Below are 22,652 nucleotides of genomic sequence, written 5' to 3'. Positions count from 1 at the left end.
GCCCGGAATGCCGGTCCTGGCGCGCGTCGCGGGGCGCGTGGCCCCGCGGCAGTCCGCCGATGATACCCGCTGGCAGGAAAACTCCCGTTGCGCGCTGCGGCAGGAAACGGTGGGGTATGGAAGGCGGTGAAGCGTCGCGCGGGCAGGCGCGGCGCAATTCGCGGGGCCCGGTGACTCGGTGGCCGTCCGGAGCAGATCGCGGCTTCCGCCGCGCCTGCGGGGGAGCCGGATACCGGCGGGCGAAAGAAAAAGCGCGGCCGGAGCCGCGCTTTCCCGTGTTTCCGCTGCGTGCGGACTAGAGCACGCTGGTGCCGAACTGGGCCTGGTTGTCGGCCGGGTTGGCGTCCGGCGTCGGCGAGCTGGCCGAGCCCTGGACCGTGATCACGCCTCCCGCGGGCGTCGGCCGGGCGTTGACCTTGACCGCGAAGTCCACGCTCGCGCCGGCCGCCAGCGATGCGGCGGTGCAGGCGAAGCTGGCCGAGCGCGGGCCACCGTTGCTGTACTTGCTGCAGTGCCAGCCGGCCGGCGGCGTGACCGAGGCCGTCGCGGTCATGGTGTTGCCTTCGATCAGCAGCGCGGGCTGCGCGGCGGCGACGCCGCCGTTGTTGGCCAGGGTGAACACGTACTCCGCCTGGAACGCCAGGCGCGGCAGCGTGGCCGGGCCGTTGATCGACAGCGCCAGGTCGGCCTGCGGGGATGCGAGCACCTGCAGCGCGGCCTGCGCGCCGTTGTTGGCGCTTGCCGGATCCGGCGTCTGCGACTGCACCGCGGCCGCGAGCCCCAGGGCCGTCCCCGCCTGCGCCGCGCCGGGCGTCACGGCCAGCGTGAAGGACTGGCTGGCGCCCGCGGCGAGCGAGTCGATCGTGCAGGTGACGCTGGCAAGGCTGCCGCTGCCGTCGCCCAGCGTGTTGCAGTTCCAGCCGGCCGGCGCGCCGACCTCGGCGTCGACCGCCTGGTCGAGCACCAGGGCGACCGCCGCGAACGCCGCCGCGTCCGGCCCGGTGTTGCCGACGTCGACCGTGAACGTCGCCGTCTCGCCCGGCTGCACGCTGTCCGGCGACACGCCGGCGTCCACGTGCAGGTCGGCCGACTGCGCCGCCTTCAGGCGCAGCAGCAGCAGGGTCGGGTCGTGGTCGGACAGGCGCGTGGGCGAATCGGTGGCGTTGCGCGCGATCGCCGGGAAATCGGCGTTGATGCGCGCATGGCTGACCGAGAGCGTCTCCACGTCGGTGGCATTCATCAGCGCCGCATTGGCCAGCACGTGGTCGAGCGACTGGATGTTGCCGTCGTAGGCGTACGAGTAACTCACGTCCGGGGTATTGAGGAAGGTCAGGTCGAACAGGTCTGGATCGACCAGGTCGGCGCCGTCGCCGGGCACCACGGTGGTGTCGTCCGCGCTGGGCAGGCCGGTGACGGTGCCCATCGAATCGCCGTAGCCGTCGTTGAACTCGAAGGCGTTGAAGTCGCCCAGCACCACCAGCCGCTCGGACGGATTGGCGACCTGCCGGCCCTGGATCAGGTTGGCGAGGAAGCGCGCCTGCTCCTGGCGCTTGGCGCGCACGCGCTCGCCGCCGGGGCTGTCTTCCTCGGCGCTGTTGAGCGAACGCTGGTGGACCACGATCGCGGTCAGCGGCAGGCTGCGGCCGTCGGCGAAGTTGACCTGCGCCTGCAGCAGCAGCGGCGGGCGGTCGTTGAGCAGGCTGGTGCCGCCGCCCGGCTCGGTCCAGGTCGTGGCCTTGCCCTCCTGGGTCACGCCCAGCACCTGCACGCGCGCGATGCCGGCGCCGACTTCGGCGGTGCTGACTAGGAAGCCCACGTCGATGCCGCCGACGTCGTTGCCTTCTTCCAGGTACGCCGCGTACTGCGGGTCGGGCTGGCCGTTGGCGATCGCGTCCTCGCTGATGCGCGCGGCGATGGCCTGCAGCACGGTCAGGTTCTCGATTTCCTGCAGCGCGACGATGTCGGGCGCGTGCAGGTAGTCGCGGATGGCCATCGAGGCCTTGTTCAGGCGGGTCTGGTAGGCGATCGGGGTGAGCACCGGCTCGCCGATCGACGGGTCGTTCTGGTCGTCGAAGAAGCGCTCCATGTTGAAGCTGGCGACGCTGGCATCGTCCGCGCCCGGCTCCAGTGCCGGCGCGGGCAGGTCGACGCTGCTGCAGTCGACCTGCACCGACTCTTCCGGATAGATCGTGTAGCGGCGGAAGGTGTAGTCGAGCGGGCCGGTCGCGCCGGTGACCAGACAGCCGGACATCACGTCGGCGCTGTCGCCGCCGAGCGCGCGGCTGCTGACCGAGATCACCTCGGGGTTGGTGTTCCAGCGCGGCACGTTGGCCGGGCTGCCTGCGGGCAGTGGGTCGGGCTCCTGCACGCCCGGCTCGCGGTACGCGCGCGGCACGCCGGTGACTACGGCGTGGAAGACGCCGTTGCTGGTCGCGGTGGCGTTGGTCTCGCTGACGCTGCCGAGCGTGGGCGTGTTGACGGTCAGGCTGGCTGCCGTCACCCGCATGCCTTCGAGGCGCTCGAGCTGGTCGAAGTCGCCGTCCGGATCGGGGAAGCTGGTGGTCAGCTCGACCGGCGCCGGCAGCGCGTGGCCGGTGGACACCAGGGTGACGACCACAGGGCCGCCCAGTTCGGTCAGCGGCGGCTGGGTCGGGTCGGCGCTGGGCACGTATTCCTGCACCTCGCCGCGCACCTGCACGCGGTTGCCGACCGCGGCTGCGTCCGGCGGCGCAGCGCCGGTGTAGACGTACACGCCTTCGGAGGTCAGCGGGTTGGCGTCGGCCTCGGCGTCGGGCATCTGGATGAAGAAGCCGCTGCTGCGCACCGCGGTGACGATGGCGCTGGTGACGACGGTCTGCCCGAGCAACGGCGAGCTGGCGCCCGCGCCCTGGATGGCGTGCACCGGGACGATGTCGAAGTCGTCGCTGAGGATGGTGCCGGTGGCCTGCAGCGAGGACGGCAGGGCGCCGGTGACATCGGTGACGTTGACGAAGAAGGTCTCGTCGGCCTCGCTGTCGGTGTCGCCGATGGCCTGCACGGTCACGGTGGCGCTGTCGTCGCCTTCGGCGATCGTCATCGCGGTCGGCGCGATCGCCACGTAGTCGCTGCCGGCCGTGGCGGTGCCGTCGGCGGTGGCGACCTCGAAGGACACGCCGCCTTCGCCGGCGGGCTCGCTCAGGCTGAGCACGAAGTCGAACGCGGTGTTGCCGCTGTTGCCCTCGGCCAGGGCGACGTTGGCAGCCGTCAGCACCGGCTGGCCGCCGCCGGCGCACACGTTCGGCGGCGAGGCGCCGTTGCGCGGATTGGGCGTGCCGGTGGCGAAGTCGTCCGCGTTGACGTTGGTATCGGTGCAGCCGCCGCCGGCGCGCAGCACGGCGAGCGTGTTGCTCGGGGCCGGCGTCGGCGCCGCGCCCTCGGCGCAGTTGGCGGTGCCGCCGAAGCCGACGAAGTCGACGTTGTCGCTGGGGCAGGTGCCGCTGAGCGCGGCGGTGGAGGACACCAGCGCGACCTTGCCGGCAGTGCCGCTCATGGCGATGCTGCCGGTGGCGTCCGGCGTGGGCAGGTCCACGGTGCCGCCGTTGCCGTCGGCTTCCTTGACCAGGTAGTAGCCGCCGGGCGCGATGCTGCCGGACAGCTCGGTGACCTGCCAGCTCGAGCCGGCGGCCGAGGCGTACTGCACCGACCAGCCGTCGACGCTGATCGCCTCCACCCCGTTGTTGTGCAGTTCGATGAAGTCGCTCTTCAGGGTCGCGCCGGAGTTGCCCCCGCCGCCGTACACCTGGCTGACCACCACTTGTTGCGCGTGCGCGGCGCACACGCCGCAGGACAACAGCAAAGCCAGCACCAGCCGGCGCGTGAACCTGTTCATCGAGACTCCCCTTGTGCGAATGGTCCTGCCTGTCGGGCGGCTCCCCACGGCCGCGAGCGACCGATTCTGCCGCAGCCGGGTGTCAGGCGCATGACGCAGCGCGGCGCGAACGGTCTTTCGCTAGACTGAACGGATGGCCATCGACAACAACGAGCGCGCGCTCGAGGACAGCATCCACACCGACCTGGCCGGGCGCATGACCTACGCCGGCTACCTGCGGCTGGACCGGCTGCTGTCCGCGCAGCACCCGCTGTCGCAGCCGCCGCACCACGACGAGATGCTGTTCATCATCCAGCACCAGACCTCGGAGCTGTGGCTGAAGCTGCTGATCCACGAGCTTTCGGCCGCGGTCGCGCACCTGCGTGGCGATCGCGTCTGGCAGTTCGGCAAGGTGGTCGCACGCTGCAAGCGGGTGCTCGACCAGTTGACCGCGCAGTGGTCGGTGCTGGAAACGCTGACGCCGGCCGAATACATGGAATTCCGCGACATCCTGGGCCCGTCCTCGGGTTTCCAGTCGCTGCAGTACCGCACGGTCGAGTTCCTGATGGGCAACAAGAACGCGGCGATGCTGAAGGTCTTCGCGCACGACGCGGAAGGCGCCGCCGGCCTGCGCGCGGTGCTCGAGGCGCCGACGCTGTACGACGAATTCCTGCGCTACCTGGCGCGCTGGGGCCACGCGGTGCCGGCCGCGCACGTCGAGCGCGACTGGTCGAAGCCGCATGTGTCCGACCCGGCGCTGGTGCAGGTGTTCGAGCGCATCTATGAGGACACCGCCACCCACTGGCGCGAGTACGCCCTGTGCGAGGACCTGGTGGACCTGGAAACCCAGTTCCAGCTATGGCGCTTCCGTCACATGCGCACGGTGATGCGGATCATCGGCTTCAAGCGCGGCACCGGCGGCTCCAGCGGCGTGGGCTTCCTGAAGCAGGCGCTGGACCTGACGTTCTTCCCGGAGCTGTTCGAGGTGCGAACGGTGATCGGCGTCCAGGCCACCGATCCGGCGTAAGCCGGGTGCGATTTCCGGCGCCGCGCGGACGGGCGCCGCGGCCCCGGAACCATGGTTGTTGCGCTGCAACACGAGCGCGCGGGTTTGACGCCGCGCGCCGAGGTCGGTAATCCTCGCGCGTCCCGTGCCCGGCACGGATGAATCCTGAACGACACGGGGGAGTACGCATGAGTTCCAACGTAACCAGCGCAGCAGAGCCGTCGGGGCCGCCAATCGAGGGCCTGTCGAGCGGCGGAACGCAGCCACCGGACTTCCCGCAGATGCTCGGCCACCCGCGCCCGCTGTGGATGCTGTTCATGTCCGAGTTCTGGGAGCGCTTCGCCTTCTACGGCATGCGCTGGGCGTTGACGCTGTACATCGTTGCGGAATTCTTCGGCGGCGACGCCTCCGGCGAAGCCTATGCCAGCCGGACCTACGGCGCCTATCTGGCGCTGGTGTACGCGACCGCCATCTTCGGTGGTTACGTCGCCGACCGGATCATCGGCTACCAACGCTCGATCCTGGTCGGTGCGGTGGTCATGGCCGTGGGCCTGTTCATGATCACGGTGCCTGACCAGCAAGTATTCATGGCCGGCCTGGCGGTCGTCATTGTCGGCAATGGCCTGTTCAAGCCCAACATCTCGTCGATGGTCGGGCAACTCTACGCGCAGGGCGACGCGCGCCGCGACCGGGGCTTCACCCTGTTCTACATGGGCATCAATGCGGGAGCCCTGGTTGCGCCCGTGCTGACCGGCTGGCTCGCCAGCCAGGTGTTCGGCACGCCCATGGAGCAGAACTACAAGGTCGTGTTCTACGCCACCGGCGTCGGCATGCTGCTGAGCCTGGTGTGGTTCTATTTCGGCCGCAGCCAGCTCAAGGGCATCGGCATGCCGCCGGAAGATCGCGCCCCCGGCAAGAACCTGCTCGGCGTGGTCGTCGGCGTGTTGCTGGCGATCCCGGTCGTGTACTACCTGCTGGCCGAGGTTGGTGCGCAGGTGCTGGCCTGGATCCTGGGCGCGCTGTTCGTGGGCTTGGCGGTGATGCTGGTCACCGGTGCGCTCAAGGGCGACAAGGTTGGCGTGCATCGTGTCGTGGCGATGCTGATCCTGTTCGCGTTCAACGTGATCTTCTGGTGCTTCTTCGAGCAGGCAGGCAGTTCGTTCAACTTCCTTGCCCAGAACATCGTCGACCGCGACCTGTTCGGGGCAGGTGGTTTCGTCTTCCCGACCGGCTGGTTCCAGTCGGTAAACCCGGTGGCGATCGTGCTGTTGGCGCCGATCGTGTCGATGATCTGGGCGTTCACGCACAAGCACGGCTGGGAGCCGTCGATCCCGCGCAAGTTCGGGCTCGGCATCCTGGGGAATGCGCTTGGCTTCGGCGTGTTGATCTACGCGCTGACCAGCCTGGTCGATCCGGCGGCCAACAGCATCCCGTTCTGGCCGCTGGTACTGTGCTACGTGCTGCAGACAGCCGGTGAGCTGTGCCTGTCCCCGATCGGGCTGTCGATGGTCACCAAGCTGGCGCCGCTGCGCATGGTGGGCCTGGCGATGGGCGGCTGGTTCCTCAGCACCGCGATCGGCAACAACCTGTCCGGCCTGCTCGCGGGCGAAATCAGCGGCGAAACCGGCATGACCATCGCCTCGGCGCGGGATGGCTTCACCTTCGCGTTCTGGCTGTTGCTCGGTGCGGGCGTGGTGCTTTTCCTGATCGCACCGTTGGTCAACAAGCTGATGCACGGAGTCAAGTGACGGTGCGCCCGGCCTTCTTGCCGCGTGCCGCCGCGCTGGCGGTATTGCTGGCACTTGCCGCCGGCTGCCAGCCGTCCGCCCCGGCGGACGGCACGGCGGCGCCCTCGGCCGAAGTGCCGGCTCCCGCGCAGGAGCCGGCCCCGGACCCGGCCGCCATCGCCGCGCTCGATGCCGACTTCGACCCGGCCCGCGACCCTGCGGCCGACCTGGAGTTGGCCATGGCCGAAGCCCGCCACAGCGGGCGCCGGATCATGCTCGACGTGGGCGGCGAGTGGTGCCCGTGGTGCCACCGCATGGATGCCTTCCTGCACGACGATGCCGACCTGCTCGCGCTGCGCGATGCCGGCTTCGTGTGGATGAAGGTCAACTACAGCGAGGACAACGACAACGCTCCGTTCCTCGCCCGCTTCCCAGACGTGAAGGCCTATCCGCACCTGTTCGTGCTCGACGCCGACGGCAAGCTGCTGCATTCGCAGTTCACCGGCGAGCTGGAGCTGGACGAGAGCTACGACCGCGAGAAATTCGATGCCTTCCTGCGGGCCTGGATGCCGCCCGCGAAGGAGCCGGCGACCACGTAGCCGGGCGCGGACGGCCCGGCGCTATGCCGGGTCTTGCGTGCCGGCTTCCAGGTGCGGCAGGCCCTGTTCCATCAGCCGGTCGATGAGGCGGTCGAGCAGGGCGCGCTCGTCGGGCGCCAGGTGTTCGAGCAGGCGCCGTTCGCATTCCAGCGCCAGCGGCGCGACTTCGTCGTAGATGCGGTAGCCGGCCTCGCTCAGGGTGAGTACCGAGCGCCGGCGGTCGCTGTCGTGCAGGTCCCGCTGCAGCAGCCCGCGCTCCAGCAGCCGCGCCACCGCGCGGCTCACGGCGACCTTGTCCATTGCCGTGCGCTCGGCCACGCCATTGGCCGACAGGCCCGGGAAGCGGCCCAGCACCGCGATCACCCGCCACTCGGTCACCGCCAGGCCGAAGCGCTCGACGTAGGCATCGGCGATGGTCTGGCTGACCCGGTTGGAGAGCACGCTCAGGCGGTAGGGCAGGAAGCGTTCCAGCTCCAGCACGGCGTGCTGCGGGGGGGCCGCGGCGGCGGTGGGATCGCTCGACATTGCTGCGCTGCGCCTTGCAAATGGTTTCATCTGAAACTATAACGACAGGCCACCCAATGCAAGCCGCGCCGCCGCATCGCGCGACGGTGCCCGCCACCGAGGAGTCCCCCATGAGCGCGCAGCCGCAGACCACCAAGGGCCCGAACCTGGGCATGACCGTCACCACGTTCGAGAACCCGATGGGCATCGACGGGTTCGAATTCGTCGAGTTCGCCGCGCCCGAGGGCCAGGGCGAGGCCATGCACGACTATTTCGCGCGCATGGGTTTCACCGCCGTGCTGCGCCACAAGACCCGGCCGATCACGGTGTATCGCCAGGGTGGGGTGAACTTCCTGCTCAACGAGGACCCGGACGCGTTCGCGGCCGGTTTCGCGAAGCAGCACGGCCCTTCGGCCTGCGGCTTCGCGATCCGCTTCAACAAGCCCGCGTCCGAGGTCTACGACAAGGTGCTGGCCAACGGCGGCGAGGCGGTGACCGACAAGCCCGACACCAGGGCCGTGGACGCGCCGGTGGTCAAGGGCATCGGCGACTGCATGCTGTACCTGGTCGACCGCTACGGCGACAAGGGTTCGGTCTACGAGGACTACCTGCCGATCCAGGGCGCCGACCAGGACCCGAAGGGCTTCGGCCTGACCTTCATCGACCACCTGACCCACAACCTGTACTTCGGCAACATGCAGAAGTGGTCGGACTACTACGAGAAACTGTTCAACTTCCGCGAGATCCGCTACTTCGACATCAAGGGCGCCAAGACCGGCCTGATTTCCAAGGCGATGACCGCGCCGGACGGCATCGTGCGCATCCCGCTCAACGAGTCCAACGACCCCAAGAGCCAGATCAACGAGTACCTCGACGCCTACAAGGGCGAGGGCATCCAGCACATCGCGCTGTTCACCGACGACATCTACGAAACGGTGGAGAAGATGCGCGCCGAGGGTATCGAGTTCCTGGACACGCCCGATGCCTACTTCGAGGTGATCGACCAGCGCGTGCCCAACCACGGCGAGGACGTGCCGCGGCTGGCGAAGAACAAGATCCTGATCGACGCCGACCCGGAGACCAAGCAGCGCAAGCTGCTTCAGATATTCACCCAGAACGCGTTCGGCCCGATCTTCTTCGAGATCATCCAGCGCAAGGGCAACGAAGGCTTCGGCGAGGGCAACTTCCAGGCCCTGTTCGAGAGCATCGAGCGCGACCAGATGAAGCGCGGCGTGCTGTAAGGCCGAACGCACCATCCCGGCAGCCCTTCTCCCGCTTGCGGGAGAAGGTGGCGCGAAGCGCCGGACGAGGGGCCGCGCGCAGCGAGGCTGCTTCCGCGGCCAGCCCGCGCACCCTCACCCCAACCCCTCTCCCGCAGGCGTGAGAGGGGCTCAAAGCGGAGCAGTTCCATGAGCATCGCAAACAACGGTTACCAGTCCGGCTTCGGCAACGAGTTCGCCACCGAGGCCGTGCCCGGCGCGCTGCCGGAAGGGCGCAATTCGCCGCAGAAAGTCGCGTTCGGGCTCTACGCCGAGCAACTGTCGGGCACCGCCTTCACCGCGCCGCGCGGCCAGAACCGGCGCAGCTGGCTGTACCGGATCCGCCCGGCGGCGATGCACGGCACGTTCGAGCCGTTCGAGCAGTCGCGCCTGCACAACCTGTTCGGCCACGAGCCGGTCACGCCCGACCAGCTGCGCTGGAACCCGCTGCCGCTGCCCGAGGCGCCGACCGACTTCATCGACGGCCTGTACACCATGGCCGGCAACGGTTACCCGGCCGCGCACAGCGGCGTGGCGATCCACCTGTACGCCGCGAACAGGTCGATGCAGGGCCGGTTCTTCTACACCGCGGACGGCGAACTGCTCATCGTCCCCCAGCAGGGCCGTCTGGTGATCGCCACCGAGCTGGGCGTGCTGGAGGTCGAACCGCAGGAGATCGCGGTGATCCCGCGCGGCATCCGCTTCAGCGTCGAGTTGCCCGACGGCCCGTCGCGCGGATACGTGTGCGAGAACTTCGGCGGCCTGCTGCGCCTGCCGGACCTGGGGCCGATCGGTTCGAACGGGCTGGCCAACCCGCGCGACTTCCTCACGCCGAACGCGGCGTACGAGGATGTCGACGGCGACTTCGAGCTCATCGCCAAGTTCCAGGGCCACCTGTGGCGGGCGCCGATCGGGCATTCGCCGCTGGACGTGGTCGCCTGGCACGGCAACGACGCGCCGTACAAGTACGACCTGCGCCGCTTCAACACCATCGGCTCGATCAGCTTCGACCATCCCGACCCGTCGATCTTCACCGTGCTGACCTCGCCCAGCGAAGTGCCGGGCACCGCGAACATGGACTTCGCGATCTTCCCGCCGCGCTGGCTGGTGGCGCAGGACACGTTCCGGCCGCCGTGGTTCCACCGCAACGTCGCCAGCGAGTTCATGGGCCTGGTGCACGGCGCCTACGACGCCAAGGCGGAAGGCTTCGCGCCGGGCGGCTGCTCGCTGCACAACTGCATGACCGGGCACGGGCCGGACGCGGCCACGTTCGAGAAGGCATCCGCCGCCGACTTGTCGAAGCCGGACGTGATCACCGACACCATGGCCTTCATGTTCGAGACCCGCTCGGTGATCGCGCCGACCCGGCAGGCGCTCGACGCCGCGCACCGCCAGCGCGACTACCAGCAGTGCTGGGCGGGGCTGCAGAAGCATTTCGCGCCGCCGCGCTGACGGGGCGCGCCGGCGACCGGGCGCCGGCGCCAGCGATGCGAAAGTGTGACGGTGCGCCACTGTGTTCGCAGTGCGTTAACGAGCGTTCGCAAAACCTGTCGGCTTGTTTGTCCGGAGCAGGATGCATGAAACACACGATTCCCGCCGTCGCGCTGCTCGCGCTCGCGCTTGCCGCCTGCACTGCCGAGCGCACGCCCGACGATTCCGCCGCCACGCCCGCGGACACTGCCGATGCGATGGCCGGCGACCCTGCCGCGCCGCCGCCGCTCGACCAGCCGGCCGACGACGTGCCGCCCGCGACGGCCCCGATCAACCAGGCCCCGGATTTGGGGCAGGTGCGCATGGACGGCTACGGCGACATGCGGTTCGGCATGACGGCCGAGGAGGCGACGCAGGCCTGGGGCGGCGAACTCGAGACCGCCGGCGACGCGGCGGACGCCTGCTACTACCTGGTGCCGAAGTGGGTGACGGTACCGTCCGATTTCGCGTTCATGATCGAAGGCGGCAAATTCGTGCGCTACGACGTGGGCACCGGCCGCGAGATCGCGCCGGGCGGCGGCAAGGTGGGCATGGACGCCGGCGAGATCCGCGACCTGTACGCCGGCCGCGTCGAGGAAACGCCGCACAAGTACGTCGAGGGCGGCCTGTACCTGCGCGTGGACGACGCCAACGGTGGCGACGGCAAGCTGGTGTTCGCCACCGGCAAGGACGGCAAGGTCACGTCCTGGCGCGTCGGGCTGCCGCCGCAGGTCGACTACGTCGAAGGCTGCAGCTGAGTCCCGCCGCCCCGGCTGGACCGTCGATCCCCTAGAATCGCGGTCACGTCCACGCTGGAGGGGTCGCCATGTTCGAGGCAGTCGCGTTCTTCGTGCTTGGCCTGGTGCTGCTCGCGCTCGGCGGGGACTCCATCGTCAAGGGCGCTTCGGGGCTTGCGCAGCGTTTCGGCGCGTCCCCGTTCGTCGCCGGGCTGCTGCTGGTGGCCTTCGGCACCTCGCTGCCGGAACTGGCGGTCAACGCACGCGCGGTGTTCACCGGCAATCCGGCACTGGCGCTGGGCAATGCGGTGGGCAGCAACATCGCCAACGTCGGCCTGACCCTGGGCGCGGCCGCGCTGGCGGCGCCGCTGCTGGTGCGCTGGCGCGCGCTGGCACCGCTGCTGCTGTGCCTGATGGTCGGCACGGTGGCGGTGATGGTCGCCGGCTGGGACGGGACGCTGTCGCGGTTCGAAGGCGTGCTGCTGCTGATCGCCTTCGTCGGCGTGCTGGCCGCCTGCATCGGCCGCACCCGCAACGAGAAGCCGGAGCTGCAGGACGCGATCGCCGCATTCGCGCGCACCGGCACCAGCCTGGGACTGAACCTGCTGCGCTTCGCGGTCGCGGTGGTGCTGCTGTACTTCGGCGCGCGCTGGATCGTGCAGTCGGCGCCGGTGATCGGGCAGGCGCTGGGCATGGCGCCGCTGCTGACCGGCCTGCTGGTGGTCGCCATCGGCACCGCGCTGCCGGAAATGGCCGCCGCGATCGCCGCCGCGCGGCGCGGGCAGGGCGACATGGTCGCCGGGCACGTGATCGGTTCGAGCGTGTTCAACCTGCTGGTCATCCTCGGCGGCATGGCGGTGGTACGCGAGGTGCCGGTGCCGGCCTCGTTCGTGCGCTTCGAGCTGCCGGCGGCGCTGGTGTTCGCGGTCATGCTGTACCCGATGCTGCGCGGTGACCTGCGCGTGAGCCGGACCGAAGGCGGTGTCCTGCTGGTGGCGTTCGTGGCCTGGGTCGTGTTCGAATTGTTCCTGATCCAGACAGGCTGATTTGAATGCAGATCGGGAAGTTCCGCGCCGGTGCGGCGCAGTTGTTTGCGGATTTTTTCAAGCTGGAGGCAGCCAGCGGCATCCTCCTGATTGCCGCTGCCTTGGTAGCGCTGGTTTGTGCGAATACGCCGGTGAACGACCTGTACCAGGCGTTCCGAGATGTGCCGGTGGAGCTGCGCATCGGCGCGCTCAGGATCGACAAGCCACTGTTGCTGTGGATCAACGACGGCCTGATGGCAATGTTTTTCCTGCTGGTGGCGCTTGAGATCAAGCGCGAGACCCTGAGCGGGCAGCTTTCGAGCCGCGACCAGCTGATGCTGCCCCTGGTGTGCGCGGCGGCTGGCGTGGCCGTACCGGCGACCATCTACTGGTGGTTCAACCATGGCGACGCCGTCGCGCTGCGCGGCTGGGCCACCCCGACTGCCACGGACATCGCTTTCGCACTGGGTGTGCTCGCCCTGCTGGGGAGCCGGGTGCCACTGGGTATGAAGCTGCTGCTGTCGACGATCGCGGTGGTCGACGACCTGATCGCGATCGTGATCATCGCGGTGTTCTATACCTACGGGATGTCGTACACCGCGTTGGGCTGGGCGGGGGCGGCGATTGTGGCAATGGCGCTCCTCAACTGGCGCGGGGTCACCGCGTTGACCCCCTATCTGCTGCTCGGCGTCGTGTTGTGGGTATGCGTACTCAAGTCCGGTGTGCATGCGACCCTGGCCGGCGTCGTGACCGGCCTGATGATTCCGCACGTGAACCGTCGCAACGAGCTCGACGATGCCACCGAGCATTCGCCCGTGGAGACGCTTGAACATGCGCTGCATCCCTGGGTGGCCTACGGCGTGCTGCCGCTGTTTGCGTTCGTCAACGCCGGGCTGGTGGTTGGGGGCTTGGGCATGAAGGACCTGCTGACGCCGCTGCCGCTGGGTATCGCGCTGGGCCTGGTGCTGGGCAAGCCGATCGGCATCGTGTCGGCAGCCGTGCTGATGCGCGTTGCCGGTTTCGCGCGCTTCCCGCGCGGCATGGATTTCAAGGCGATGCTGGGGCTGGGCATGCTGTGCGGCATCGGCTTCACGATGAGCCTGTTCATCGCGTCGCTGGGTTTCGCGGGCGACGAGCTGCGCTTCACCGAAAGCGTGATCGGCGTGCTCGCGGCCTCGACGGTCTCGGCGCTGGCCGGCTATGCCTGGCTGCGCGTCGTGCTCAAGCCGCAGCCCGCCGGCGACTGAAATGCGCCTGGCGCTCGTCTTCGGCGGCAGCGGCCAGATGGGCAGGCCGCTGCTGTCGCGCCTGCGCCGGCGCGGCTGGCAGGTGCTGGCAGTGTCGCGCCGCGAACAGCCGGAGGCGCCGGGCCTGCGCTGGCTGCGCGGAGACCTCGAGTGCATCGAGGGCCTGCCACCGCGCGTCGACGCCATCGTCAGCTGCGGGCCGCTCGACCACTTCGCGCGCTGGTACGCGCGGTCGGCGGTCGAATCGCCGCGCGTGGTCGCGTTCGGTTCGACCAGCGCCGAGGTCAAGCAGGACTCGGCCGATGCCGGCGAGCGCGACGTTGCCACGCGCCTGCGCGAAGGCGAGGCGCAGGTGCTGTCGACGGCGGCCGGCCGCGCCGCCGCGGCCACCCTGCTGCGCCCGACCCTGGTCTACGGCGCCGGCGGCGACCGCACGCTGACCCGCATCGCGGCGCTGGCCCGGCGCTGGCACCGCTTCGCTTTGCCCGCCGATGCCTGTGGCCTGCGTCAGCCGGTGCACGTCGACGACCTGGCGCTGGCCGCGTTCGCCGTGCTCGATGTCGTGGCGACGCACGGCCGGACCTACGCGCTGCCCGGCGGCGAGACGCTCGCCTACCGCGACATGGTCGCGCGCGTGCTGGCGACGCTGCAGCCGCCTGCCACGCTGCACCTGCTGCCGCCGGCCGCGTTCCGCGCGCTGCTGGTGCTGGCGCACGCCGGCGGCGTCGCGCGCGACTTCGGCGATGCCGCGCTGGCGCGCATGCGCGAAGACCTGGTGTTCGACGCGGAGCCGGCGCGGTGCGACTTCGGCTATGCGCCGCGTGCGTTCGAACCCGCTGCGGGCATGTTCGGCGCCGGCTAGGCCGGTCCGCAGGCCGGTCGGGCGTGGACTAGTACTTCCACCCGAACTTGCGGTACGCCTTGGCCAGCACCCAGGCCGGCCCGATCAGCAGGTAGCGCAGGTCGGTGAAGAAGCTCGGCTTGCGACCTTCGAACAGCTTGCTGTGGCCGACGAACTGCGCGATCCACGCCACCACGAACACGGCGATGGCTGCGTACAGCAGGTTCCACACGCCGTAGGTGTCGTGAATCCAGCGCGTGAACCAGGCCATGGCAACGAACACCGCCAGCATTCCCAGCCCCAGCGGGCGCGAGGCGCGCCAGTAGAACATCCACGCCGCGAACATCGCCAGCGCCGCCCACAGCCCGGCCTTGAACCAGGTGATCGGCACCGGGATGCACCACAGCAGCGCGATCACGCTCCACAGGATCGCCGGCACGGCGAACACGTGGATCCACTGGTTGGCGTCGTTGCGGTGGTCGCCGGAATAGCTGGCGAACCAGCGGTCGATGGGGCGCTGCATCGGTTCGGACTGCGCGTTCATGGCGAAGCTCCGGGAGGGCTGCGGCAAGCATAGCGCGCCTGCGGCCGGAGGGCTCCCGCGAAAGCATGGTCGGTGACGCAGTTGCCGCCGTCGGAGGGCGTAACCCCGGGCTACGAGATCCCCGCCAGCTTGTGCAGCGCCTCGGCGTACTTCGCGCGCGTGCGTTCGATGACCTCGGCCGGCAGGCGCGGACCGGGCGCGGTCTTGTCCCAGTCGAGCGTTTCCAGGTAGTCGCGCACGAACTGCTTGTCGTAGCTCGGCGGGCTGGTGCCGACTTCGTATTCGTCGGCCGGCCAGTAGCGCGAGGAGTCGGGCGTGAGCATCTCGTCCATCACGTACAGGCGGCCGTCGGCGTCGGTACCGAATTCGAATTTGGTGTCGGCCAGGATGATCCCGCGTTCGGCGGCGTAGGCGGCGGCGAACGCATACAGCCGCAGCGTCGCGTCGCGTACCTGCTCGGCCAGTTCCGCGCCGATGCCGCGCACCATGGTGTCGAAATCGATGTTCTCGTCATGGTCGCCGACGGCGGCCTTGGTCGACGGTGTGAACACCGGCTGCGGCAACTGCTGCGCCTGGCGCAGGCCGTCGGGCAGGGTGATGCCGCTGACCCGGCCGGTGCGCTGATAGTCCTTCCAGCCGCTGCCGATCAGGTAGCCGCGCGCGATCGCCTCCACCGGCACCGGCTTGAGCCGGCGCGTCACCACCGAGCGCCGCTCGTACAGGGCGGCATCGACGCCGGCAGGCAGCACCGGGGCGACCTCGATGCCGGTGAGGTGGTTGCGCACGATGTGCTCGGTCTTGCCGAACCAGAAGTTGCTGATCTGGCACAGCATTTCGCCCTTGCCCGGAACCGGGTCGGGCAGCACCACGTCGAAGGCGCTGATGCGGTCGCTGGCGACCATCAGCAGCTTCGGCTCGCTTTCGTCGCCGGGCAGGTCGAACACGTCGCGGACCTTGCCGCGGTGGCGCAGGTGGAGGCCGGGAAGATCGGCCTCGAGCAGGGTCGTTGCCATCATTGGGAGTTGCAGCCTACGGGCGGGCATTGTAGCCGTGCACGGTGAAGGGGAGGGTTTCAAAAACAGCGGGGCTTATGGAGGGGTGCGTCACGCGTTACCTGCATGGCCTAGAATCCGCCCATGAAACGCTGGTACGGAAAATTGCTCGGCCTCATCGCCGGCGCGGCCCTGTTCCGGCCAAACCCGCTGGTAGGTGCGCTGATCGGCCTGTTGATCGGCCACGCCTTTGACACCGACTGGTTCCGCGGTCCGCGCGAGAATCCCTGGCGCGTGCTCGGCCTGACCGACGAAGCCAGCGACGCCGAGGTCGACCTGGCCTACCGCCGTCTGATCACCCAGTACCACCCCGACAAGCTGGCCGGCGCCGCCGACGAACTGCGTCGCCAGGCCGATGCCAGGGCACGCGAGATCAACGCCGCCTACGACCACATCAAGACGCTGCGCAAGCGCAGGTAGCCGCCCATCGCGGCCATGGCCGTCCACACCGCCGCACGCCCGGCGAATCCAGTACGAGAAACCCGCATGCAGCCCACCGTCATCGCCCCGTCCATCCTGTCCGCCGACTTCGCCCGCCTCGGCGAGGAGGTCGACAACGTGCTCGCGGCCGGCGCCGACTGGGTGCACTTCGACGTGATGGACAACCACTACGTGCCCAACCTCACCATTGGCCCGATGGTCTGCCAGGCGCTGCGCAGGCATGGCGTGACCGCGCCGATCGACGTGCACCTGATGGTCGAGCCGGTCGACCGCATCATCCCGGACTTCGCCGCGGCCGGCGCCACCGACATCAGCTTTCACCCCGAGGCCAGCCGCCACGTGCACCGCACGATCCAGCTGATCAAGGCCGAAGGCTGCCGCGCCGGCCTGGTGCTCAACCCGGCCACGGCGCTGGACGTGCTCGACTACGTGCTCGAGGACCTCGACCTGGTGCTGCTGATGTCGGTCAATCCCGGATTCGGCGGGCAGAGCTTCATCGACTCGACGCTGCGCAAGATCGAACGCGTGCGCGAGCGCATCGACGCCAGCGGCAAGGCGATCCGGCTGGAGGTCGACGGCGGGGTCAAGCCCGACAACATCGCGCGGATCGCCGAGGCGGGCGCGGACACCTTCGTCGCCGGGTCTGCGATTTTCGGCCATGCCGATTACCGGCAGGTGGTGGAAGAGATGCGCGCGGCCGTCGCCTCGGTGCGCTGAGCGAAAAAGAACCGGCACCCGTGATGGCGTGCCGGCCCCTGGGAAGAATGGAGGCAATCCCGCCTCCGCCCGTCGTCCCTGCCATGGCCTTCCATGCTGGACGCGGCCGATGACAGGGGCGTGACCGTCCGGGCCGTGCCGGTTCACGCATCGTCGATGCCCGGTTGCTAGCGTGGACGACCTTCCGACGCCTGCATGCCCATGTCCCGACCGCGCTGGTACCTCATCCTCAATGGCAAGTCCGCCGGCGACGACGCCGTGCGCGACGCGGTCCAGGCCCTGCGTTCGCAGGACATCGCGCTGGAAGTGCGGGTGACCTGGGAGGAGGGCGATGCCGAACGCTACGTCGCCGAGGCACTGGAGCAGGGCGCCACGCACGTGGTGGCCGGTGGCGGCGACGGCAGCCTCAGGGAAGTGGCGTCGGCGCTGGCGCACCGCGACGGCAATGCCGACGCGCTGCCCTCTCTGGGCCTGTTGCCGCTGGGCACGGCCAATGATTTCGCCAGCGCGGCGGGCATTCCCGACGATGCGCTGGCCGCACTCGAACTCGTCCGCGACGCGGCCCCGCGCGCCGTCGACCTGCTGCGGCTCGACGCCGACGGCGTTGCGCACTGGGCAGCCAACCTCGCCAGCGGCGGCTTCGGCACGCAGGTGACGGTGGAAACCCATGACGGGCTGAAGAAGCTGCTTGGCGGGCTCGCCTACCTGGTCACCGGCATGGCCAAGATGGGGCGGATCGAAACGATTGCCGCGCGGATGCGCGGGCCCGGTTTTTCCTGGGCGGGCAACTTCATCGCCCTGGGCATCGGTAACGGCCGCCAGGCCGGCGGCGGGCAGGCGCTGTGCCCGGACGCGCTGGTCGACGACGGCCTGCTCGACGTGACCGTGGTGCCGGAGCTTTCCGGCGCAGTCGGCGGCACCCTGGCGACCCTGCTCAAGGAGGGTCGCGAGGCCGCGCTCGACCAGGCCGCGGTACGCGCGCGCCTGCCGTGGCTGGAGATCGAGGCCGACGCGCCGCTGGTGCTCAATCTCGACGGCGAGCCGGTCGAGTCCACCCGCTTCCGGATCGCATGCGTGCCCGGGCGCGTGCGGATGCACCTGCCGGCCGGCTGCCCGCTGCTGGGTTCACCGTAGCCGCTGCACGCGCGCAGGGCAGGGCATCGCGCAACCGCCGCAAAGCCGCTACAGTTGGCGCCCATGGACATCCGGGCAAACCCGCACCGCGTTTCCGCCGACCTGGGTTGGCGATGGTGGCTTGCAGCCGCCGTCGACCCCGCCCACCCGTCCGTCGAGGAAACGCCGCGTGACCACGCCCGCATCGCAACCATCGCAGTCCCCGCAACCGCCTGAATCCGCCCACACCCTCGTGCCGGTCGTGCGCGAGGTGCTGTCCGACCTCGACACGCCGCTGTCGGTCTACCTCAAGCTGGCCGACGGGCCGCACACCTATCTGTTCGAATCGGTCGAGGGCGGCGAACGTTTCGGCCGCTACTCCATCATCGGCCTGCCCGCGCGGCGCGTGCATGCCTTCCACGGCCACACCCTGACCGTCAGCGAATACGGTGAAGTCATCGAGACCCGCGAGGTGGCCGATCCGCTGGGCGAGGTCGAGCGCCTGCGCGCGGCGTACTCGGTGCCGAAGATCGAAGGCCTGCCGGGCTTCACCGGCGGGCTGGTGGGCTGGTTCGGCTTCGAGGCCATCGGCTACATCGAGCCGCGCTTCGCGGGCGGCCACGCGCGCGACGAACTGGGCACGCCCGACATCCTGCTGATGCTCAGCGAGGAGGTCGCGGTGTTCGACAACCTCAAGGGTCGGCTGTACCTCATCGTCCATACCGATCCGCGCCAGCCGCAGGCGATGGCGCGCGCCAACCGGCGGCTGGACGAACTCAGCCACCGCCTGCGCCACGGCGGCGCCGGCTACCCGGAAACGCTGCAGCCGGCGGCGCTGGACGAAGCCGACTTCGAGTCCGGCTTCACCCGCGAGGGCTTCATCGCCGCGGTGGAAACCTGCAAGGAATACATCCGCGCCGGCGACGTGTTCCAGGTGGTGCCGTCGCAGCGACTGAGCGTGCCGTTCCACGCGCGCCCGGTGGACGTGTACCGGGCGCTGCGCGCGCTCAACCCGTCGCCGTACATGTACTTCCTCGACGTCGGCGACACCCAGGTGGTGGGCGCGTCGCCGGAGATCCTCGCGCGCCTGCAGTACGACGAGGCTGGGCGCGGAACCGTCACCGTGCGGCCGCTGGCGGGCACCCGCCCGCGCGGGAAAACGCCGGAAGAGGACGCCGCGCTGGAAGCGGAGCTGCTGGCCGACCCCAAGGAGCGCGCCGAGCACCTGATGCTGATCGACCTGGGCCGCAACGACGTCGGCCGCGTCGCCGAGCCCGGCAGCGTGCGGGTCGGCGAGCAGTTCGTGGTGGAACGCTACAGCCACGTCATGCACATCGTGAGCGAAGTCACCGGCACCCTGCGCGCGGGGCTGGGCTACGTCGACGTGCTGCGCGCCGCGTTCCCCGCCGGCACGGTGAGCGGCGCGCCCAAGATCCGCGCGCTGGAGATCATCCGCGAACTCGAACCGGTCAAGCGCAACGTGTACTCCGGCGCGGTCGGTTACCTGGGCTGGCACGGCGACGCCGACATGGCGATCGCCATCCGCACCGCGGTGATCCAGGACGGCCGCCTGCACGTGCAGGCCGGCGCCGGCATCGTCCACGACTCCGACCCGGACAGGGAGTGGGAGGAGACGATGAACAAGGGCCGCGCGCTGTTCCGCGCCGTGGCCCGCGCGGCGGGTGGCCTGTGAGCGCGCCGCGCTGGCCCGGCGGTTCAGCCGATGCGCCGGACGCGGACCACGGCCGGATCGTCGGCGTGGTCGAGCAGCAGGCGGCGGACGCGGTCCTGCCACACGCGGCCGAACTCGCGCCGCTGTGCCGCGTCCGCATCGCCCCGCATCACCAGTCCGAGCAGCACGCGCTGGGCCGGCTCGGCCGGGACCGTCGACGTGTCCAGCGCGACTTCGACGGTTTCCCCGCTGTCGAGCCGATGCAGGCGCAGGGACGTGGCGTCCGCGGCGCCGTAGCGCAGCAGGTCGTTGCGCGCGTGCCGCCCGCCCAGGCCCTTGAAACCGCCGACACCGGCGGCGCCGGTGACCAGGGTCAACACCTGGCCGATGACGCCGGCCACGCCCGCATCCTCGGCTTCGGGCATGGCGACCGCCACGCCGCCGCGTTCGGGCAGGTCGTCGCCGTACAACGCACGCAGGCCGGCACGCGCGCACAGCCACGCGCCGGCCACAGTGGGGCAGGAGTGCCCGGCCAGGCGCACCGCGTCGGCGTAGCGGTACGCAATGACGCCATCGGGCGTGGCGCCCAGCAGCTCGGACAGGCGGTCGCGCAGGCGCAGGACCGGCGCCTCGTCGAAGAACGCCGGAAAGCCCATGGCTCAGGCCTTGATCACGAAGTCGATGACGATCGCGCCCGGTTCGCGCTGGCGGTAGACGATTTCGATGTGGTCGCCGAAGCGGTTGCGCAGCTGGTCGAGCAGCGGCAGCGGGTCGTGGTCGTTGACGAAGCGCATCGCCTCGCCGGGCTCCAGCGCGCCCAGCGCGCCGAAGATCGCCGAGTGGCGGAAGCGCCGCGCGATGCCGCGGGCGTCGAAGGGGTGCGGGGTATAGGCGGGCGTGGCGGAGGCGGTGGCTGGGTCGGTCATGGCGGTCTCCCGGTGGAGGGTGGAATGTCCAGCCTGCGACCGTCTGTCTGCGCCCGCCCTGATCCAGGTCAGGATGGCGCGCGATTGCATGCTCGCCCGCCGGCGCGCGCAGGCGGCGACAACCTGGCCGGGAGGCCGACATGCTGTTGATGATCGACAACTACGACAGCTTCACCTTCAACCTCGTGCAGTACCTGCAGGCGCTGGGCGCAGAGGTGCGGGTGGAGCGCAACGACGCGCTCGACGTGGACGCGATCGAGAAGCTGGCGCCGGCGCGGATCGTGATTTCGCCGGGGCCGTGCACGCCGAACGAGGCGGGCGTGTCGCTGGCCGTGATCGAGCGCCTCGGCGCGCGCGTGCCGATCCTCGGCGTGTGCCTCGGTCACCAGGCCATCGGCCAGGCCTACGGCGGCCGCGTGGTGCGCGCCGGAAGGATCATGCACGGCAAGACCTCGCCCATCCGCCACGAGGGCAGGGGCGTGTTCGCCGGCCTGCCCGATGGCTACGAGGCCACGCGCTACCACTCGCTGGTGGTCGAGCAGGAGTCGCTGCCCGATTGCCTTGAAGTGACGGCGTGGACCGAGCACGAGGACGGCTCGATGGAGGAGATCATGGGCCTGCGCCACCGCGAACACCCGGTGGAAGGCGTGCAGTTCCATCCCGAATCGATCCTGACCGACCACGGCCATGCGCTGCTGAAGAATTTCCTGGAGCGGTGAGGCAGGTGCTGTCTCCATCAGGAAATGACGATCAAGAGCGATGACGCTTCCCGAGTCCCGAGTCCCGATTCGCCAATCCCTGGCCCCCAACCCTCAGCCCCAATCCCGAACCATGCCCATCACCCCCCAAGAAGCCCTCCAGCGCACCATCGAACACCGCGAAATCTTCCACGACGAAATGGTCGATCTGATGCGCCAGGTCATGCGCGGCGAGGTGTCGCCGGTGATGACTGCGGCGATCTTCGCCGGCCTGCGGGTGAAGAAGGAAACCATCGACGAGATCGCCGGCGCGGCCAAGGTGCTGCGCGAATTCGCGCTGCCGGTACCCGTCGAAGACAGGACGCACCTGGTCGACATCGTCGGCACCGGCGGCGATGGCGCGCACACGTTCAACATCTCCACCGCCTCGATCTTCGTGGTCGCCGCGGCCGGTGCGCGGGTGGCCAAGCACGGCAACCGCAGCGTGTCGTCGAAGTCGGGCAGCGCCGACGCGCTCGAGGCGCTGGGCGCGGCGATCGAGCTGCAGCCGGCCCAGGTCGGCCAGTGCCTGGACGCCTGCGGCATCGGCTTCATGTTCGCGCCGATCCATCATCCGGCGATGAAGGTAGTCGCGCCCGTGCGCCGCGAGATGGGCGTGCGCACGCTGTTCAACATCCTCGGCCCGCTGACCAATCCCGCGGGCGCGCCGAACATCCTGATGGGCGTGTTCCACCCGGACCTGGTTGGCATCCAGGTGCGCGTGCTGCGGGAACTCGGCGCGCAGCGCGCGCTGGTGGTGTGGGGGCGCGACGGGATGGATGAGCTGTCGCTGGGCGCGGCCACGCTGGTGGGCGAGCTGCGCGACGGCGTGGTGCGCGAGTACGAGCTGCATCCCGAGGATTTCGGGATCGCCATGGCCGCCAGTCGCAACCTGCGCGTGGCCGATCCGGCCGAATCGAAGGCGATGCTGCTCGACGCACTCGGCAACCGGCCTGGGCTGCCGCTGGAGATCGTCGCGTTCAACGCCGGCGCGGCGCTGTACGTGGCCGGCGTGGCCGAGTCTGTGGCCGGCGGCATCGAGCGGGCACGCGAGGCGATCGCGTCCGGCGCGGCGATGGCGAAGCTGCGCGAATTTGTCGGGACCACGCAGCGCCTGGCCACTGCGTGCTGATTCCGGGTGCGCTGCGGGAGCGGCGGAAGCCGCGAGCTTTTCGGACGGCCTCCAGC

The 22,652-nt window shown here is 69.8% G+C and carries 21 protein-coding genes; 15 read left to right on the top strand and 6 right to left on the bottom strand.

Features of this window, described 5'->3' with window-relative positions; genetic code table 11:
• Nucleotides 1-295: 295 nt before the first annotated feature.
• A complete protein-coding gene (locus ABD679_RS13625) occupies nt 296-3,868 on the bottom strand; it encodes a lamin tail domain-containing protein (protein ID WP_344760546.1) in 3,573 nt (1,190 codons plus the stop codon).
• A 133-nt stretch (nt 3,869-4,001) separates the two neighbouring features.
• Here ABD679_RS13625 and ABD679_RS13620 point away from each other — a divergent pair, with 133 nt between their 5' ends.
• From ABD679_RS13620 to ABD679_RS13610, 3 genes are all read left to right on the top strand, one after another.
• Complete coding sequence (locus ABD679_RS13620; RefSeq protein ID WP_344760545.1) at nt 4,002-4,874, top strand: tryptophan 2,3-dioxygenase; 873 nt, start codon at nt 4,002-4,004, stop codon at nt 4,872-4,874.
• A 167-nt stretch (nt 4,875-5,041) separates the two neighbouring features.
• Entirely contained in the window at nt 5,042-6,601 is a 1,560-nt protein-coding gene (locus ABD679_RS13615; RefSeq protein ID WP_344760544.1) for a peptide MFS transporter, read from the top strand.
• A gap of 2 nt (nt 6,602-6,603) precedes the next feature.
• Complete coding sequence (locus tag ABD679_RS13610; RefSeq protein WP_344760543.1) at nt 6,604-7,179, top strand: thioredoxin family protein; 576 nt, start codon at nt 6,604-6,606, stop codon at nt 7,177-7,179.
• A gap of 21 nt (nt 7,180-7,200) precedes the next feature.
• On the opposite strand, the gene ABD679_RS13605 is transcribed toward ABD679_RS13610, so the two are convergent.
• On the bottom strand, nt 7,201-7,704 hold the full coding sequence (locus ABD679_RS13605) for a MarR family winged helix-turn-helix transcriptional regulator (RefSeq protein ID WP_344760542.1): 504 nt from the start codon (nt 7,702-7,704) through the stop codon (nt 7,201-7,203).
• A gap of 110 nt (nt 7,705-7,814) precedes the next feature.
• Between ABD679_RS13605 and hppD the strand changes: the two genes are divergently transcribed.
• The 6 genes from hppD to ABD679_RS13575 all read left to right on the top strand — a co-directional run bounded on the left by hppD (nt 7,815) and on the right by ABD679_RS13575 (nt 14,283).
• Nucleotides 7,815-8,924: a 4-hydroxyphenylpyruvate dioxygenase gene (gene hppD / locus ABD679_RS13600; protein WP_344760541.1), complete on the top strand. Its 1,110-nt coding sequence runs from the start codon at nt 7,815-7,817 to the stop codon at nt 8,922-8,924.
• A gap of 168 nt (nt 8,925-9,092) precedes the next feature.
• On the top strand, nt 9,093-10,394 hold the full coding sequence (hmgA, locus tag ABD679_RS13595) for a homogentisate 1,2-dioxygenase (RefSeq protein ID WP_344760540.1): 1,302 nt from the start codon (nt 9,093-9,095) through the stop codon (nt 10,392-10,394).
• 125 nt (nt 10,395-10,519) lie between these two features.
• Entirely contained in the window at nt 10,520-11,170 is a 651-nt protein-coding gene (locus tag ABD679_RS13590; RefSeq protein ID WP_344760539.1) for a lectin, read from the top strand.
• A gap of 68 nt (nt 11,171-11,238) precedes the next feature.
• Complete coding sequence (locus ABD679_RS13585; protein ID WP_344760538.1) at nt 11,239-12,195, top strand: calcium/sodium antiporter; 957 nt, start codon at nt 11,239-11,241, stop codon at nt 12,193-12,195.
• A gap of 5 nt (nt 12,196-12,200) precedes the next feature.
• Nucleotides 12,201-13,421, top strand: coding sequence for a Na+/H+ antiporter NhaA (gene nhaA / locus ABD679_RS13580; protein ID WP_344760537.1), 1,221 nt, complete (start codon nt 12,201-12,203; stop codon nt 13,419-13,421).
• Between the two features lies 1 nt (nt 13,422).
• A complete protein-coding gene (locus ABD679_RS13575) occupies nt 13,423-14,283 on the top strand; it encodes an NAD-dependent epimerase/dehydratase family protein (protein ID WP_344760536.1) in 861 nt (286 codons plus the stop codon).
• Between the two features lie 28 nt (nt 14,284-14,311).
• Here ABD679_RS13575 and ABD679_RS13570 read toward each other — a convergent pair whose 3' ends face one another.
• Together ABD679_RS13570 and ABD679_RS13565 are read right to left on the bottom strand one after the other, a co-directional pair.
• Nucleotides 14,312-14,806 (bottom strand): Mpo1 family 2-hydroxy fatty acid dioxygenase, encoded by a 495-nt coding sequence (locus tag ABD679_RS13570; protein WP_344760535.1) that lies wholly within the window; start codon nt 14,804-14,806, stop codon nt 14,312-14,314.
• A gap of 110 nt (nt 14,807-14,916) precedes the next feature.
• The gene (locus tag ABD679_RS13565; protein ID WP_344760534.1) at nt 14,917-15,819 is read right to left on the bottom strand and encodes a phosphoribosylaminoimidazolesuccinocarboxamide synthase; all 903 of its coding nucleotides are present in this window, start codon (nt 15,817-15,819) and stop codon (nt 14,917-14,919) included.
• A gap of 123 nt (nt 15,820-15,942) precedes the next feature.
• On the opposite strand from ABD679_RS13565, the gene ABD679_RS13560 reads away from it, so the two are divergent.
• From ABD679_RS13560 to trpE, 4 genes are all read left to right on the top strand, one after another.
• Nucleotides 15,943-16,278: a J domain-containing protein gene (locus ABD679_RS13560; RefSeq protein ID WP_344760533.1), complete on the top strand. Its 336-nt coding sequence runs from the start codon at nt 15,943-15,945 to the stop codon at nt 16,276-16,278.
• Between the two features lie 15 nt (nt 16,279-16,293).
• Nucleotides 16,294-17,016, top strand: coding sequence for a ribulose-phosphate 3-epimerase (gene rpe, locus ABD679_RS13555; protein ID WP_425561906.1), 723 nt, complete (start codon nt 16,294-16,296; stop codon nt 17,014-17,016).
• Nucleotides 17,017-17,217: 201 nt separating this feature from the next.
• Entirely contained in the window at nt 17,218-18,150 is a 933-nt protein-coding gene (gene yegS / locus ABD679_RS13550; protein ID WP_344760563.1) for a lipid kinase YegS, read from the top strand.
• A gap of 169 nt (nt 18,151-18,319) precedes the next feature.
• Complete coding sequence (gene trpE, locus ABD679_RS13545; RefSeq protein ID WP_344760531.1) at nt 18,320-19,822, top strand: anthranilate synthase component I; 1,503 nt, start codon at nt 18,320-18,322, stop codon at nt 19,820-19,822.
• A 23-nt stretch (nt 19,823-19,845) separates the two neighbouring features.
• Here trpE and ABD679_RS13540 read toward each other — a convergent pair whose 3' ends face one another.
• Nucleotides 19,846-20,457, bottom strand: a complete 612-nt coding sequence (locus tag ABD679_RS13540; protein ID WP_344760530.1) for a hypothetical protein — start codon at nt 20,455-20,457, stop codon at nt 19,846-19,848.
• 3 nt (nt 20,458-20,460) lie between these two features.
• Nucleotides 20,461-20,727, bottom strand: coding sequence for a DUF2249 domain-containing protein (locus ABD679_RS13535; RefSeq protein ID WP_344760529.1), 267 nt, complete (start codon nt 20,725-20,727; stop codon nt 20,461-20,463).
• 140 nt (nt 20,728-20,867) lie between these two features.
• On the opposite strand from ABD679_RS13535, the gene ABD679_RS13530 reads away from it, so the two are divergent.
• Together ABD679_RS13530 and trpD are read left to right on the top strand one after the other, a co-directional pair.
• Complete coding sequence (locus tag ABD679_RS13530; RefSeq protein ID WP_344760528.1) at nt 20,868-21,446, top strand: anthranilate synthase component II; 579 nt, start codon at nt 20,868-20,870, stop codon at nt 21,444-21,446.
• 112 nt (nt 21,447-21,558) lie between these two features.
• Nucleotides 21,559-22,596 carry an anthranilate phosphoribosyltransferase gene (trpD, locus tag ABD679_RS13525; RefSeq protein ID WP_344760527.1) on the top strand — a complete coding sequence of 346 codons (1,038 nt, stop codon included), beginning with the start codon at nt 21,559-21,561 and terminating at the stop codon, nt 22,594-22,596.
• The last annotated feature ends 56 nt before the right edge of the window (nt 22,597-22,652 follow it).

This window comes from Luteimonas lutimaris (assembly GCF_039537065.1).
Classification (GTDB): Bacteria; Pseudomonadota; Gammaproteobacteria; order Xanthomonadales; family Xanthomonadaceae; genus Luteimonas; species Luteimonas lutimaris.
The sequence above is the reverse complement of the archived record's forward strand: the minus strand, read 5'-3'. Positions and strand labels throughout refer to the sequence as shown.